This window comes from Flavobacterium xanthum (genome assembly GCF_900142695.1).
Taxonomy (GTDB): domain Bacteria; phylum Bacteroidota; class Bacteroidia; order Flavobacteriales; family Flavobacteriaceae; genus Flavobacterium; species Flavobacterium xanthum.
Genome location: NZ_FRBU01000029.1, coordinates 1 through 16,440, shown reverse-complemented (window position 1 = coordinate 16,440; position 16,440 = coordinate 1). Strand labels below are relative to the sequence as shown.

Annotated in this window: 14 protein-coding genes and 1 pseudogene; 8 read left to right on the top strand and 7 right to left on the bottom strand. The window is 36.4% G+C overall.

Annotated elements, in window-relative coordinates; all coding sequences use genetic code 11:
- Positions 1 to 49 precede the first annotated feature (49 nt).
- A complete protein-coding gene (gene lptB / locus BUC11_RS12095) occupies positions 50 to 790 on the top strand; it encodes an LPS export ABC transporter ATP-binding protein (protein ID WP_073354370.1) in 741 nt (246 codons plus the stop codon).
- 118 nt (positions 791 to 908) lie between these two features.
- Positions 909 to 1,229: pseudogene (locus BUC11_RS12090) on the top strand (four helix bundle protein).
- A gap of 37 nt (positions 1,230 to 1,266) precedes the next feature.
- Here BUC11_RS12090 and BUC11_RS12085 read toward each other — a convergent pair.
- Both BUC11_RS12085 and BUC11_RS12080 read right to left on the bottom strand, forming a co-directional pair.
- Positions 1,267 to 2,130, bottom strand: coding sequence for a glycoside hydrolase family 25 protein (locus tag BUC11_RS12085; RefSeq protein WP_073354368.1), 864 nt, complete (start codon positions 2,128 to 2,130; stop codon positions 1,267 to 1,269).
- Positions 2,131 to 2,138: 8 nt separating this feature from the next.
- The gene (locus BUC11_RS12080; protein WP_073354404.1) at positions 2,139 to 2,855 is read right to left on the bottom strand and encodes a CDP-alcohol phosphatidyltransferase family protein; all 717 of its coding nucleotides are present in this window, start codon (positions 2,853 to 2,855) and stop codon (positions 2,139 to 2,141) included.
- Positions 2,856 to 3,330: 475 nt separating this feature from the next.
- Between BUC11_RS12080 and BUC11_RS12075 the strand changes: the two genes are divergently transcribed.
- Entirely contained in the window at positions 3,331 to 4,401 is a 1,071-nt protein-coding gene (locus BUC11_RS12075; RefSeq protein WP_449404159.1) for a putative type IX sorting system protein PorV2, read from the top strand.
- Positions 4,402 to 4,712: 311 nt separating this feature from the next.
- Positions 4,713 to 5,768: a lipoprotein N-acyltransferase Lnb domain-containing protein gene (locus tag BUC11_RS12070; RefSeq protein ID WP_317041247.1), complete on the top strand. Its 1,056-nt coding sequence runs from the start codon at positions 4,713 to 4,715 to the stop codon at positions 5,766 to 5,768.
- 412 nt (positions 5,769 to 6,180) lie between these two features.
- Here BUC11_RS12070 and BUC11_RS12065 read toward each other — a convergent pair whose 3' ends face one another.
- The 5 genes from BUC11_RS12065 to BUC11_RS12035 form a co-directional block, all read right to left on the bottom strand.
- Complete coding sequence (locus tag BUC11_RS12065; RefSeq protein ID WP_073354364.1) at positions 6,181 to 7,575, bottom strand: exopolysaccharide biosynthesis polyprenyl glycosylphosphotransferase; 1,395 nt, start codon at positions 7,573 to 7,575, stop codon at positions 6,181 to 6,183.
- 1,427 nt (positions 7,576 to 9,002) lie between these two features.
- Entirely contained in the window at positions 9,003 to 10,349 is a 1,347-nt protein-coding gene (locus tag BUC11_RS12050; protein ID WP_073354359.1) for an O-antigen ligase family protein, read from the bottom strand.
- Complete coding sequence (locus BUC11_RS12045; RefSeq protein ID WP_073354358.1) at positions 10,346 to 11,425, bottom strand: glycosyltransferase family 4 protein; 1,080 nt, start codon at positions 11,423 to 11,425, stop codon at positions 10,346 to 10,348. The genes BUC11_RS12050 and BUC11_RS12045 overlap by 4 nt, the downstream gene beginning before the upstream one ends.
- A 1,394-nt stretch (positions 11,426 to 12,819) precedes the next feature.
- The gene (locus BUC11_RS12040) at positions 12,820 to 13,941 is read right to left on the bottom strand and encodes a glycosyltransferase family 4 protein (RefSeq protein ID WP_073354356.1); all 1,122 of its coding nucleotides are present in this window, start codon (positions 13,939 to 13,941) and stop codon (positions 12,820 to 12,822) included.
- 167 nt (positions 13,942 to 14,108) lie between these two features.
- Positions 14,109 to 14,321 (bottom strand): hypothetical protein, encoded by a 213-nt coding sequence (locus BUC11_RS12035; protein ID WP_073354353.1) that lies wholly within the window; start codon positions 14,319 to 14,321, stop codon positions 14,109 to 14,111.
- A gap of 922 nt (positions 14,322 to 15,243) precedes the next feature.
- Between BUC11_RS12035 and BUC11_RS12030 the strand changes: the two genes are divergently transcribed.
- From BUC11_RS12030 to tnpB, 4 genes are all read left to right on the top strand, one after another.
- Entirely contained in the window at positions 15,244 to 15,645 is a 402-nt protein-coding gene (locus tag BUC11_RS12030; protein WP_073354352.1) for a hypothetical protein, read from the top strand.
- Positions 15,646 to 15,675: 30 nt separating this feature from the next.
- Positions 15,676 to 15,933, top strand: a complete 258-nt coding sequence (gene tnpA, locus BUC11_RS12025) for an IS66 family insertion sequence element accessory protein TnpA (RefSeq protein WP_073354350.1) — start codon at positions 15,676 to 15,678, stop codon at positions 15,931 to 15,933.
- Positions 15,934 to 15,973: 40 nt separating this feature from the next.
- On the top strand, positions 15,974 to 16,255 hold the full coding sequence (gene tnpA / locus BUC11_RS12020) for an IS66 family insertion sequence element accessory protein TnpA (protein ID WP_073353117.1): 282 nt from the start codon (positions 15,974 to 15,976) through the stop codon (positions 16,253 to 16,255).
- The coding region (tnpB, locus tag BUC11_RS17380; protein WP_394332905.1) for an IS66 family insertion sequence element accessory protein TnpB at positions 16,255 to 16,440 on the top strand (186 nt) is incomplete at its 3' end. The genes tnpA (BUC11_RS12020) and tnpB, both read left to right, overlap by 1 nt.

Sequence of the window (16,440 nt, the reverse complement as noted above, 5' to 3'; positions counted from 1 at the left end):
TAAAAACTCAGTTACTCTGTAACTTTGTTACTTAGCAACTTTATAAAATATGAAATTAAGAGCCGAAAATCTAATCAAAACCTATAAAGGACGTAGTGTTGTCAAAGGCATTTCGGTAGAGGTGAATCAAGGTGAAATCGTTGGACTTTTAGGTCCTAACGGTGCCGGAAAAACAACCTCTTTTTACATGATTGTGGGATTGGTTAAACCAAATTCAGGCAATATTTTTCTTGATGACTTGAATATCACCGATTATCCGATGTATAAAAGAGCACAGCAGGGAATTGGATATTTGGCACAAGAAGCCTCTGTTTTCAGAAAGTTGAGTATCGAAGACAATATATTAAGCGTTTTGCAATTGACCAAACTTTCCAAAGCGGAACAAGTAGCAAAAATGGAAAGCTTGATTGATGAGTTTAGCTTGGAACACATTCGGACTAACCGTGGGGATTTGCTTTCTGGAGGAGAACGCCGTCGTACTGAAATTGCGCGCTGTTTGGCAACCGATCCAAAATTTATATTGCTAGATGAACCTTTTGCTGGTGTCGATCCAGTAGCGGTAGAAGACATTCAGCGTATTGTAGCGCAATTAAAAAACAAGAATATAGGAATTTTGATTACGGATCATAATGTTCAAGAAACCCTAGCCATTACCGATAAAACCTACCTTATGTTTGAAGGTGGCATCTTAAAAGCAGGGATTCCTGAAGAACTAGTAGAGGACGAAATGGTGCGACGAGTATATCTTGGACAAAATTTTGAATTAAGAAAGAAGAAATTGGAGTTTTAGAAAAGTGGTTATTGTTCAGTCGTCAGTGTTCAGTATTTAGTAGTAGTGAATCAATTATAAAAAATACAATATGTAATTCCAAGACCTATTAGCGTATCAGAAATCATTCTAATTAGCCATGACAATCTTTGAAATAACAAAATCTTTTCCAAAAGAAGAAATATATTCTTTAACCGACCAAATCAGACGTTCCTCTAGAAGTGTTCCCGCTAATAGTGAAGAAGCTTAGAGAAAAAGAGTTTATCCTAAACATTTTCATAGTAAATTAACTGATTCCGATGCTTAAAACTCAGAAACACAAGTCTGGTTGGAGTTTTCACTTAAATACAACTATACAAGCGAAAGTATGTACAGCGAATTGTTAAACGTAAGCAATGAAGTGGGAAAACTAATTAATTACATGATTTTAAATCTTCAAAAGTTCGGAGTAACCATTTAAGAGTATTAACGAATCGCTGTCAGCTGAATACTTACAACTACTCCACAGTAATATACCGCAACTGCTGTACATCACCATTGTAAATATTGACATCGACATTGCCTTTGATTCCTGGAATTGAGGCTTTCTCCGTGAATTGCCAGAAGAGCCAATCCGATCCTATTTCCTCTCTGTAAAAGTTATAATTGGCAATCCAAAAAAGGTAATCGCTGAATTCTTCTTTTAAAAAATCATCATAATAGCGCTCTCCCGTGTAAATAATAGGTTTTACACCGTAGTGTGCTTCCACTGCTTTCAACCAGCGTTTCAGTCCTAATTTCAGATTAGCGATTGATTGGTTTCTAGGTAATTTTTCAATATCTAAAACAGGTGGTAAATCCCCTTTTTGAAGACGAACAGTAGTTATGAAGAGTTCGGCTTGTTCCAATGAATTCTCGTTGGGACGGTAATAATGATAGGCTCCCCGAATCATTTTGTTTTCTTTGGCGCCAAGCCAATTCGTATCAAACTGACGGTCTTTGCGGTCTTTACCTACCGTAGCACGAATAAATACAAAATGTATCGGATACTTTTTTTCTAATGTATCTACATAAGACCAACTGATTTTACCTTGGTATTCTGACACATCTATCCCAATACTTTTACCCTGGTGTTTTTCAAGAACCTGAAAATTACGGACATCAGAAATCCGCTTGTCTTCACTCTCGGCTCTACTGGCTTTGTCCGACTTAAACCCTAAATAATAGGCTAAACCATTTCGATAATGAAAACCGCTACCAATTAACAATGCAATCAAAAAAGCAACAATCGAATAGCGTACAAGCTTCCCAGAGAAAACGGAAGCTTTCTTTTTGGACTTGCGAACCACTGTAGTTTTTCTTCGGACTGTTTGTTTTCTCATTTAAAAAACTACTTTTTTAGTACTTTGTTATTCACTACCGACAAACAAACATAAAAAAGAATTAATAAAGGAATTCCTAAGTACTGAAAGAAAACTAACAATAAAAGGGACACCATTAAAAAGGCAAATTGAAGCGCATTTTCTTTGAAACTAAATTTCTTGATTTTCAAAGAAAACAAGGGGATTTCAGCATTCAACATGTAAGCACTCAAAAAGGTAAGTACCAACAAAAACCAAGGATTCGTCAAAAGCTCCACAATAATTAAGGAGTCGGTATATTTTAAAACTAAAGGCAGGCTTAAAATAAACAGCGCATTAGCCGGCGTAGGCAAGCCAATAAAAGAATCTGTTTGACGGGTATCAATATTAAAATTAGCGAGACGGTAGCAGGAGCCCAGCGCAATTATAAATCCCAGATAAGGAAAAAACTGCAAATGACCCGCCGCTGCAGTCGATGTGTGGCTAATCATCATTTGGAACATCACTAAACCTGGAACCACTCCGCTGGTTACCATATCAGCTAAAGAATCCAATTGCAATCCTAACGGACTGGAAACGTGGAATAATCGAGCAAAAAAGCCATCAAAAAAGTCTAAAAATATACCCAGACAAACGAAATAAAAAGCCATCTCAAAGTCTTCGTTAAAAGCAAACACTAAGGCGATACAGCCACAAAAAAGATTAAGCAAAGTAATTATATTCGGGATATGCTTTTTAATATTCATCATAAAGTAGTTTAAGGAACCAAAGTTGGCAAATTTAATATAATAAGTAGCGCGAAAGAACGTTTTTTACTGGAGATTTTAACCAAAACGAGCGACACAACCCTTTACAGGGAATAAAAAAACAAAAAAACCCCTTTTCATAAAAGATAAAAAGTAAGTTAAAAACCTTGATTTTACAGAGCAAGCCTACTTATTTTAAATCCTAGTCGTCTGGAAATTTGGGTTTTAAAAAAGTTTTATACCTGCTTTACCTCATCGCGCTTCTTTTCTCTTGAGATGAAACGACTTACGGTTTAAAGGACAATAAATCCATTCATTAAAAGGAGAATATGCTTATAAAAAGTGTTTTCAACCCCTTTATTTGATGATTGTTAATCCATTGTCGATTTATTTGGTAAAAGGAATAAATAACCTCAGTAAAAAATTATATTTTTGATAAAAATTAAACAGCCTTTCCATTTGTAAAATGATACCCTTGAAAAAAAGTTTACTCTTAGCGCTACTTTTGGTCAGTGCGGTAACGTACAGTCAAGCCGTCAGGAAATACTCGAATGAGTTTATGAACATCGGCGTTGATGCCGCTGCATTGGGTATGTCCAATACCGTTGTGGCCGCTACAAAAGATGTCAGTTCTGGCTATTGGAATCCCGCTGGCCTCATCCATCTGGAAGACCATGAGGTAGCCGTAATGCACGCTAATTATTTTGCTAACATTGCCCAATATGATTATTTGGCTTATGCCAGCCCAATTGATGATCGCAGTGCATGGGGAATTTCGTTAATTCGGTTTGGGGTAGATGACATTTTAAATACCACCGAATTAATAGACAGTCAAGGCAATATCGATTACAATCGCATTAGTCTCTTTTCGACCGCTGATTATGGATTTACTTTTTCTTATGCGCGAAAACTCCCTGTTGCTGGATTTCAATATGGCGTCAATGCCAAAGTGATTCGGCGGATTATTGGAAACTTCGCTAATTCTTGGGGATTTGGTTTTGATTTTGGACTGCAATTCGAAAAAAACAATTGGCAATTTGGTTTGATGCTTCGCGATATCACAACAACGTACAATGTTTGGAATATAGATGAAGACGAATATGGGAAAATTGCGAATGCCATTCCCGGAGAAAATCAGGAATTACCAGAAAGCACGGAGATTACGGCTCCAAAAGCGCAATTAGGAATCGCTAAGAAATTTATCATTCGGTACGATTATAGTATTTTGGCTGCAGCCAATATTAATATGCGTTTTACTAGAACTAATGATCTTATTGCTAGTGATTTTGTTAGTATCGATCCAGCTTTGGGATTCGAATTTGGTTATACTGATTTGGTTTTCGTTCGAGCGGGCGTTGGAAATTTCCAAAACATACAGCAATTAGACAGCACACAAAAGGTAGGTTTCCAACCCAATATTGGTTTGGGTTTTAAATACAAAGGCATCCAAATAGATTATGCTTTGACCGATTTGGGCAATCAAAGTGCGGCTTTGTATTCTAATATTTTTTCTGTAAAAGTTGATTTGGGAATGTTTAGAAACTAATTTACAAGCACCTTTGGAAGTAAAAACCGCTGCTGAATCTTCTCCTATTTCCAGTACCTTGATTTGAAACCTTTTCGATTCCATCGGTTTCCTGTATAACTTGAAAACTTTGTCTGTGTATTTTCTTTCTTTGAGTATCTTTGCATAAAAAAACACACCAGTAGAATAGTGGTCATTTTAATTTAATACTAACAACTACCGACTTTTACCCTTTTAACTACCAACGAATGAACGCTTCTTTATTAAAAAAAATCACATTACTAATACTTCTTTTTTTCAGTATCAATTATAGTTTCGGACAAAATATCCAATTGTCAAAAAACGCAAAAGTCAGTGTCATTACCTGTGGAACTGGCAACGAATCATACTCTCTTTTTGGACATACTGCAATTCGAGTACAGGATACAGCCAGTTCCGTTGATGTGATTTATAATTATGGCGCTTTTGACTTCAATACCCCTAATTTTGTGATGAAATTCATAAAAGGAGACTTGCAGTATTTTGCCGTAGCACATTCCTATCCTGATTTTATCAATCAGTATCTTTATGAAAAAAGATCTGTTTATGAACAGGAACTCAACATTGCGACTCCATTAAAACAAAAGCTGTTTGACAATTTAAACACCTCTTTAGCTTCGGGAGAGAGTCACTACACCTACAAATTTATTGACAAAAACTGTACTTCGATGGTCGTTGCCATCATCAATAAAACACTTGGAACTGCAGCTATTGTAAAAAATGCAGATACTGACCTTACCTATAGAACAATATTGTATCCGTATTTTTACGGACATTTTTATGAAAAATTAGGAACCAGTATCATCTTTGGCAAAAAAGTAGATCAATTGGGAACACAGCTCTTCTTGCCTTTTGAACTGCTAAAAAGCCTAAAAAAAGCTTCTTTTGAGAACCATCCGTTAGCCCTAGAAAGTAAAACGATTATCGAATTTAAAAATGAGGTTCCCTTTTCTTGGTGGAATAATCCCTACACGTACATCTTACTGCTTTTGTTTATTATTTTCATAAAAAAGAAAAGCGTCGCCTTGTTTTACCTCAGCTTTATAGCGGTAATAGGGGTTTTCTTCACTTTTGTAGGGTTCTATTCGTCCCATCTCGAATTAGGTTACAACTACAATATCTTATTGTTTAACCCTACTCTATTAGGCCTTCTTTATTTTTATTGGACAAAAAATAAAAAAGGAATCTATCAATTAGCTTTGTTTAATTTGCTCTCGTTAGTAGTCTATTTCTTTTTGATCATTAATAAAGCCCATCTGATTTTGGTTTTACCAATGGTTATTACTAGCGCTATACTTTTAGTCAGACTGGCAATTCAAAATAAAAAACGCATTCCCATTGTAATTTAAGATCACCTTCTTATGATTTGCTTTGTGCTTAATTGAGGCTGCTTTTTAAACACTAATGGGTTCCTTTTTAAGTTGAACCAAGGGTCTGCAAGTGGATAGATTGAGAGGATAGTCTACAATTTTAAGAAGTTGGATTTCGATCCATCAGAACAATTTATATCTGATTCACCGATTAGCAATGATTTTGTAAGCTATAAACTATAGGCATTTTTTATAGTAGGTAAATCGAGAGCCACGAAAAGTACCTAGTTATAAACGCTATTTGGGATCCATACGTAATCTTTCACTTTATATCCGAATTACTTTAGCACCAAACTGTTTCAGATTGTATAGCGTACCTGCTCCATTTAATTTACACCTTAAATCAAGATAACCCTGAGGCAAAAAGAAGTACTTTATGGTGTTGCAATTCTTATTGTCCCCTATAAAATAAGACCGTGGTTATGGTTTTAAAAGCAATATTTAAATCCAAATAAATACTACGGTGCTTGATATAATACAGGTCGTATTGTAGTTTAATCAGACTATCGTTGATTGTTTCTCCATACGAATAATTGACTTGTGCCCAACCAGTAAGTCCTGGTTTAATAATGTGCCGCGTTTCATAAAAAGGCATTATTTCAGCAATTTCTTTTACAAAAAAAGGACGTTCTGGACGCGGTCCTATGACTGCCATATCTCCCTTTAATATATTAATAAATTGAGGAAATTCATCTATTCGGGTTTTGCGTAAAAACCGACCAAAAACAGTCACTCGGGAATCATTAATAACGGTAAAAACAGCTCCGTCCCTTTCCGCATTTTTCACCATCGTACGAAATTTCAAGATTTCAAAAACAATCCCATCTTTACCAACGCGTTGCTGTGTATAAAATAAACGACCTCTATTTCCTATGGCATTGCCCACCAAAATAAGCGGAAACAGGAACAGGCCTATCACCAAACCTGCCACAGAAACGGTAATCTCAAAAAGTCGCGCAGTGAGCAAGTATAATTTATTTTGATTGCTTCGGCTAAAAGGAAAAAAACGATAAAAATCCCGAGACATATACTGTACGGGGATGCGCTGGGTCATGCTCTCATAGACTTGTGTATATTCCCGAATGATATTTCCCGATTCTAGCAAATACAATAATTGTTGGTATAAATCAGGGGTAATTCCCTCTGTTTTCTGTGAGGCAATCACAATTTCAGATATCCCATTTTCTTTTACAAAAGAAAACAAATCCTCTCGTTTGATGTGTTGTACATAATGATATTCTTCGATATCTTCTTCACTGGCATCGGTATTGACAAAGCCAATTATCTTGTAATGGGGATCGATATTTTCCAATCCTAAAATTAACTCCTGCACTTGTTCCTGATCACAAATTAATATGGCTTTTTGGAAAAATCGATGCGATGCCAAAAAGGTAACATACAGCATGCGCCATGTAAATACAGCGAGAAAAATGACGAGAAAAAATAATAAGATTTGAAGTCGGTTGGAAGGCAATTGTGGCGAAAAAAACGGTGTTAACAAATACACTAAAACGGTTGTAGAAACAGTAATAAGGGTACTTTTTAATACTTGAAATTGGTTGCTGGCCACTTGAAGATTGTACATTTCGAAAATAGTACCAAATATATTAATGTAAATCGCCAAAACGATAGTCCAGTAATAATTAGTGGCAGAAATTGCAAAATAGTCAAAAGCAAATACATTTCCAGTAACATATAAAGCCATCAAAACGAACAGAACATCAAAAAGTCGAAGGATCATCTTTCGCTCTGATATTTCAAAATGCATTTTGTCAACTGAAAACATGGCAGGTCTTTACTTATGGGAGTGCAATTTAATGTTTTTGTCCCGAAGAAAATTTAAGATATGTTAAATTTTTTAACAAATTTTGCATTTTAGTGCTATAATTTCATTCTGCTCGCGAATGACCAGTAAAACACCTGTCAAACAAGGCGTTTATTTTAAATTAGGCTTATATTTCCTGCTGGATTTGAAGATTAGGGCTTGACTGTAAAAATAGAATTAAGTATCTTTTTTTGGCCCCAGCCCTAAAGGGAGAAAAAAGAGCAAATACTTTTCGTTGATATACGGTTTGAGGATTGGAAAATAGCATTAAGTATCTTTTTTTTGCCCCAGCCCTAAAGGGAGAAAAAAGAGTGAAAACTTTTCGTTGTTACACGATTTAATGGTTGAAAAATAGCCTTGAGTATCTTTTTTTTGGTCCCAGCCCTAAAGGGAGAAAAAAGAGAGAATACTTTCTTTGTAACACGTTTTGAGGATTGGGAAATAGCCTTGAGTGTCTTTTTATTGGCCTCATCCCTAAAGGGAGGAAAAAGAACGAATACTTTTCGTTGTTAAACGATTTGAGGATTGAAAAATAGCCTTGAGTATCTTTTTTTTGGCCCCAGCCCTAAAGGGAGGAAAAAGAGCGCATATTTTTCGTTGTTACACGATTTAATGGTTGGATAAGAAGAGCAACTTTCTTTTTTTGACTCCAGCCCTAAAAGGAGAAAAAAAGAAGGAATACTTTCTTTGTTATACGGTTTGAGGATTGGAAAATAGCCTTAAGTATCTTTTTTTTGGCCCCAGCCCTAAAGGGAGAAAAAAGAAGGAATTCTTTCTTTGTAACACGTTTTGAGGATTGGAAAATAGTCATAAGTGTCTTTTTTTGGCCCCAGCCCTAAAGGGAGGAAAATAAATGACTACTTTTTTTGTAACACGTTTTGAGGATTGGAAAATAGCCTTGAGTGTCTTTTTTTTGGCCCCAGCCCTAAAGGGAGAAAAAAGAAGGAATTCTTTCTTTGTTACACGGTTTGAGGATTGGGAAATAGCCTTGAGTGTCTTTTTATTGGCCCCAGCCCTAAAGGGAGAAAAAAGAAGGAATTCTTTCTTTGTAACACGTTTTGAGGATTGGAAAATAGTCATAAGTATCTTTTTTTGGCCCCAGCCCTAAAGGGAGGAAAATAAATGACTACTTTTTTTGTAACACGTTTTGAGGATTGGAAAATAGTCATAAGTGTCTTTTTTTGGCCCCAGCCCTAAAGGGAGAAAAAAGAAGGAATTCTTTCTTTGTTACACGGTTTGAGGATTGGGAAATAGCCTTGAGTGTCTTTTTATTGGCCCCAGCCCTAAAGGGAGGAAAAAGAAAGGAGCAGAATTTCATTTCGAGACGAACTTAATATGTGATTGTGTTTCAATTGTGGATAATATGAAACTTAAATACTAGTCTGCTTTCAATTCATGGCCTTTTTTCTAACTGGAAATCCCAACTGCACATTTAGTAATGATAGCGAGTAAACAAAGGCGGGAGCTGCGGTACGCATGGCGGCGTGATTGATCGTTAAAAACCAAAAGGCCACAAAACACAAGAGAAACATATTGAATTTGTTTTCTAAATACAGCACCAAGGGCGTAAAAAACAAAATCAGTAATGCTACTATTCCTAATGAGCCGTGTTCCGCAAGCATACGGGTAATTTCATCATGTGACAATACTTGAATACCCGTTTCATCCTCCCGAACTTCGGCACCTTTGCCTACCCCAACACCAAAAATGGGATTCTTCAAGAAGGTGTTAATCTCATTTTGAGCTACGTCTTCCCGTCCGGTAAATTGACTTTGTTTGACTCGTCCAGCGGCATCTTGATTTGAGTATCGTTTATTGATTAAACCTCCCGTTTGAAATGAAGTGTAGGTACAAGTAGCCATCAAAGCAAATACGACAAGTACAATAATGTAATTCAATTTTACCCTTCCTCCAAAATTAGATTTAAAATATAAAAACACAACCAACAAAACAATCATTAAAAATCCAGTAATCATACCCCCTCTGGAAAAAGTCAACATCCCCCGATAGGTGATATTTAAAGCAATGATGAGATTGATAATAATTTGGAATTTTGATTTTGAGTCTAAGATTACTCTGGAAAAAAAAATAAACATCCCTAAACCTAAAATGGTTGCCACCTGATTGGGACCATAACCTCCAGAGGTCTGGAAATTAGATTCTGTACCCGTAATCACTTCCTGCACATTTGGCGTATAGAAAGTTAAATACACCATACACGTAATAATTGGTAATCCCATACTGAGCAAAATCCTATTTATCTCTTCTAAGGCAATTTTGCGCCGAAACGTGTAAAGCGACGCTAATCCTAAACAAACGGGACCTGATATATTAAACGCGATTGCTTTCCGAATATCCGTATCAAAATTCAATACAAAAACACTGATTACCACACTGGGAACGAGCAACAATAAGAAGATCCAATAAGGCACTGCTCCTTTAGAGAAACCGCTGTAATACATCCCTATTAAAACAAATACCATCACCCCATATTTAGAAATCTCATACAAGGGATTTCCTCCAGTCATTCTCAAGAAAACTTCACTTCCTACGACATAAGCGGCTGCAATCAGTGCTTCGTTATTTCTATTTTGTTTTTTGATGATGTAATAAACTCCAAAAATAAAAATAGAGTATCCATAAATTTTTGCTGTAAAAGGCAATAAAAAGCCCAATGCACCAATGACCACATGGAAAAGAATTAAATAGAGATAGGATTGATCCTCGTTTTTCATTTACAACAATTTTGCAACCAATTTATATACTGTTTCACCACAGCCTCTTTTGAATTATTTTTAACAACCGCCTCGTGGAGCGCCACACCAAAATCCCTCCTTAGCATCTCGTTTTGGATCAATTTTACTATGGAATCGTAAAACAATTGAGACTGTTGTGCCTCAACAAGAAATCCATTTATTTCGTTTTCTACCAAAGACGCTATTTCTCCTACATTAGTTACTACTACCGGTTTCTTGTACCATCCGTACTCTAACAGCGAAACGGGCAACCCTTCCGATTGAGAGGTAAGAATTCCAATAGCCGCTTGCTCTAGAATATTTCCGATATCTGGTTTGGTGCCGTAAAGAAACACATTTTTTTCTAAACCAAAAGCACTAATTAAAGCCTTAATTTTTTGAGAATAGGCATCTTCAAAATCTTTTCCAACCAAATGAAACGTCCACTCAGGATGAGAAACTTGTAACTTTTTGGCCACTTCCAATACTAAAAAATGATCTTTCTGCGCCCTTAAATTGGCTAAAGAGACAATCTGCTTTCCTGCTTTTCCTTTCAAAACAGTTTGTGCGCTTATACTTTTCTCACTAGCTGGAAAATTTGGAAGAAAAAGGACATTTCTAGCCCGTAATTTTTGTTCGCTCCACTTTTTAAGATTTTGGTTTACCGCTATTATTCCATTAAAAAAAGGAATTGTTAGTCTTAATGCACGGATGGGTCTTTTAGCTAAAAACTCACTATCTCCATAGTGATCGTGCCAAATTAATTGGACCGAAGGATAGGTTACTCTTAATAAAAATGCCAAAAAAAAAGAAGTACTGTGCGCGTGAACAATCGTAATTTTATTTTTCTTCACATAGCTTCTCAATCTCATTAAGGCCCCAAAATCTAGCGATCGTTTTTTATTTAAAAACAAATACGAAACTTTCGACTCAATTTGATCTAGAAGAGGCCCTTCTTTTCGGGTTACCACCAAGCCTGAAAAGTCAATTTGTTGTGCCAAAGTATTTGCGTAGTGCACCGCCATGCGCTCCGCGCCGCCTGCCTCCAAAGAATCGATAATTTGAATAATACGCATGTATTCTTGCCGTTTTTAAATTATACTAGTTGTTATTTTACAACAAAAGGTTTTTAAAGCAAAACTAAACCTTCCTTGCTAAACTTAATGCCGTACGTTAAAAATTGTATCGAAAACTTTATAACGTTAAGCGCTTCTCGATACATTTTTGGCTTGATGAGTTTGTGTTTAACATGGAAAATCCAGTACTAGCCAAAAACACTTCCCGAAACAAGTTCGGGATAAACGAAGAGACGTGGAGGACAGGAATAGTGAGTAGTACTAAGCTCGATTTGTTAAACTAAAACGTCTGTTACGCACGTCTGTTCGAGTGGTTTTTAAAGCTAAGCTAAACTTTATTTGTTAAATTGAATGGACTGCTTTAAAAATTGTATCGAGAACTTTTATAATAAAAAGCGCTTCTCGATACATTTTTGGCTTGACGGGTCTGAGGTTATTATGCTAAATCCATTACAAGCCAAAAACACTTCCCGAAACAAGTTCGGGATAAACGAAGAGACGTGTTTGGTGATGATGACAAAAGTATGTACGGGAACTCTATAACTAAACGAACTTCTCGATACATTTTTGGCTTGATGAGTTTTCGTTTGAAATGCAAAATCCATTGCAAGCCAAAAACACTTCCCGAAACAAGTTCGGGATAAACGGAAGAGACGTACTTGGTGATGACGAAGGTCGTCTGTTCGAGTGGTTTTTAAAGCGGAACTAGACTTGCTTTTTAAAGTAAATGGCCTGCTTTAAAAATTGTATCGAGAACTGTTGTTGAAAAGCACTTCTCGATACATTTTTGGCTTGATGAGTTTTCGTTTGAAATGAAAATCCATTACAAGCCAAAGACACTTCCCATTACAAGCCAAAAACACTCGAAGAGACGTACTTGGTGACGAGGACGCACGTCTGTTCGAGTGGTTTTTAAAGCTGAACTAGACTTGCTTTTTAAAGTAAATGGCCTGCTTTAAAAATTGTATCGAGAACTGTTGTTGAAAAGCACTTCTCGATACATTTTTGGCTTGACGAGTTTGTGTTTAACATGGAAAATCCAGTACTAGCCAAAAACACTTCCCGAAACAAGTTCGGGATAAACGAAGAGACGTGGAGGACAGGAATAGTGAGTAGTACTAAGCTCGATTTGTTAAACTAAAACGTCTGTTACGCACGTCTGTTCGAGTGGTTTTTAAAGCTAAGCTAAACTTTATTTGTTAAATTGAATGGACTGCTTTAAAAATTGTATCGAGAACTTTTATAATAAAAAGGGCTTCTCGATACATTTTTGGCTTGACGGGTCTGAGGCTATTATGCAAAATTCATTACAAGCCAAAAACACTTCCCGAAACAAGTTCGGGATAAACGAAGAGACGTATTTGGTGATGACTATTTAAACGGGTTGGAAAGCTTTAGGAATCCAGCAGCAGTTTTTTAATTTCTGCTTCAAAAACATCCATGGTGTAGCCTCTGGACCATGCTGCTCCTTTCATTTGCTTGCGATCAAAAAGAGGTTGATCTTTCAAAAGGCTTTCAATTACTGCACTATCCTTTTCCAGGTTCATGTCCAACAAGAGTCCCCAGTTTCCATAATCCAACATGAAAGGGACACACGATACCTTAGTCGCAATGGGAACGCAACCCCAAAACATGCCCTCGGCAATCACTTTCGGCCAGCCCTCGCTCTCGGAAGGCAAAATAACAAAATGACTGTCTTGATACGCTTTTTGAATGGTGTGTTTGGTTTGATTTCCTTTCAGTACAATACAATCTTCTAACTTGTTTTGAGTACAATAATGCTCTAATTGTTGTCGTTCTTTTCCTTCGCCAAAGAGCGTCAATCGAACTTGATGTCCTTTTTGAAGCAACCTTTCTACTAGTTGAATGGCATACAACGGATTCTTTCCTGACACTAAAGCTCCCACAAAAACAAAATGAATCGGGTCATTTAAGTTTCTGTTGACAATAGGAACTTTATCTGCTTCAGTGTAGGTAGCGGTAAAAAAAGGTTTTATGTTTTTAGTGCTTCCCTCCCACTCACCATATACTAAAACCTGCATATTTCGGGTCAAAAATGTATTACTCAAGATCCATTGTTGCAATTTGTAGGTCCTTGGCTGTTTTGATTGTGGATCCCAATTACCAGCATATTTGGCTGTTTTGGGTTTATTCGGAAAAAAAATTTGAACAATACATCCCAACAAACCTATATTTCCAGGGCAGCGTAAATGAATGTGATCTGCAGCGCGCATGGCTTTGTAGATTTGCCAACTAATGGTAGGAATTTTTAAAATGGTTTTTAATAGCCCACTGACACTGAGTAGGTCAAAAGAAGCAACGGGTATAAATTTAATTTTTGGACTATGGTACGCACTATCCACTGCTGTTTTCTCCGACTTTACTATGGGTGCCACAACAATCAATTCTGTAACCTGCTTTGCCCACATGTTCATTTCGCGCACATAAGGTGCATAGGCATAATAATGTGTTCCCTTTGCAATATGGGGAACATGAGTAATAATTGCAAATGTCATTTTTAAATTTTAGTTTAAAGAGGCAATTTAGCCTTCTTGGGGTCCCTTTTGTATCCTTGTGATAAAACGGTTCGTACTCCTAAAACAAATATAGTACTAAATGATACCATCGTCAACAACATCTGAAGCCGATGTTGCTATTCATTCCCCTTTTTGCGCAAGCAATTTCAAGAAGCTTGTTTTATTTCTAATTTAGACAAAACGGCCCTCACTTCATGGAGGTCAAAACCATAGTACACACAATACTCCTTTATAGTCACTTTTTGACATGGTTTTTTGTCCAACTCTTTTTTAAGATTTTGAATTTCCTTACGAGCATAACTCTCACTTTTCCCAGTAAGGATCACGATGTCGCTTGGATAAATAACAATTCTATACATAAGTTGTGCTGGTTAGACGCTGTTGCCATTATTATAAATACAAAGTTAACAAACACTATCGTACCATAAGAAGTAACTTATTAACAACCATAAGATTGAACTTTCCAATTAACTACTAAACAGCCCTATCCTACTAGGTGAAATGTCAAAAAGTAGTTCAAACGACTATAAATGACTATAAACGAACCTAAATCAACATAATAAAAAAGTAAAAAATTAATTACATTTGTTAATAACTATTTAATTAAAACTTTCAATTTGTAAGCTTTATTGTTCAAAATACTGTTTTTCAATACTACTACGCTGAAGATTTGCCATTTATCCCTGGTTGTACAAGTGCTGCTTTGTTCATTACAGGACCTAAAACTAATTATTTACGATAGTGTAATGTACACATTAACCTGTTGACTAGGTTAAATGGAGTTGTCTCTCCCTTTCATTGTTTCCAAATAACATTGTAATTGCTGGTGTCGGCTATCTATACCATGATAAGGACACTAATTTTAGCTCTTCGTTGGCATCATAACCAAATTGCGAATAGCCTCTTTATTATCAATACAATTGCTCCTCTTCGTTTTGTTATTTTGACTGCGGAATGTTGCGGGTATCTATGGGGTAGGTATGGGGTATCCTCACTGCAGCTAAAAAGTACCTCTAACGCCTCTTCGATTTCCTCGCTTTTGTTTTTTTAATGGAAAACTACCATGTGGTAGAAAACGGTTAAAACGGTATTTATGCCCTATTTTGTTTCTTTTTGATACGTATGTGCGGTTGTGCTTATTACCGTATTATTTGCTATTTTCTTACTCTTTCTACAAAAACAACACAATAGTCCAAAAACGGTCCAAACGATACCAACTCCTTGTACACCAAGTGAAAGCATTCTACATTTGACTATTATTAATCCCAAAAACAAATAATCATGGGCAAATTAGCAGGAATTATCAAAATTGAAGGTACGTTAGATGGGCTAACGTTTTACAAAAGTCAAGACGGGTATATGGTGAGAACCAAAGGAGGCGTCAGTAAAAAAAGAATCATGACTGACCCGGCTTTTGCAAGAACGCGAGAAAATTTAAGCGAGTTTGCGTTGAACGCCAAATCAGGAAAACTGATCCGAGATGCCACAGGCGTGATACTGAACAGAGCGAAAGACCCCAAACTATCCAGCCGCATGCTGCAACTGATGAATACCATCAAAAATTTTGATGCTGTGTCGACCAGAGGCAAGCGAAATGTTGCAGCAGGCATTGCCAGCGAGGAAGGGAAACAACTATTGAAAGGTATCCGCCCGACGAACCCCATATTTTTTAGATTAACCTAAGGTAGTAGTTTTGTTCTAAACAATTTAGACATGGACAAAAATGAATTTATGTTATCTCAAGTTGAATCTTGGAAACAAAGTGGACTTTCACAACAAGCGTATTGCGATCACGCAGGTATTAAATTAGGAACTTTCAGCTATTGGATACGAAAAAGTAAAAATGAAGAAGTACAAAGCGGAGGTTTTATTGTACTGAAAAAACCAGTTTTCGCTTTAGAAAACAAATACGAAATCGTATACCCTAATGGAGTTGTGCTGTATCCGCCCGACGAACCCCATATTTTTTAGATTAACCTAAGGTAGTAGTTTTGTTCTAAACAATTTAGACATGAATAAAAATGAATTTATGTTATCCCGAGTTGAATCTTGGAAACAAAGTGGACTTTCACAACAAGCGTATTGCGATCAAGCAGGTATTAAATTAGGAACCTTCAGCTATTGGATACGAAAAAGCAAAAATGAAGAAGCACAAAGCGGAGGTTTTATTGCACTGAAAAAACCAGTTTTCGCTTTAGAAAACAAATACGAAATCGTATACCCTAATGGAGTTGTGCTGCGAGTGGATACGGATAATTTAAGTGAACTTTCGGCTTTAGTAAACCTATATTAGTGTTTAGCCTTAGTAGTTCACATACCTTTTTGCTCTACCCCAAAGTTTGCGATATGCGCAAAAGTTTTAATGGTTTGTGTGGTCTTGTTACCAATGAATTAGGACGCGTTGCACATAGTGGGGAAGTGTTCATTTTTATCAATCGAAATAATAATCAGATGAAACTTTTACACTGGGAATCCGGT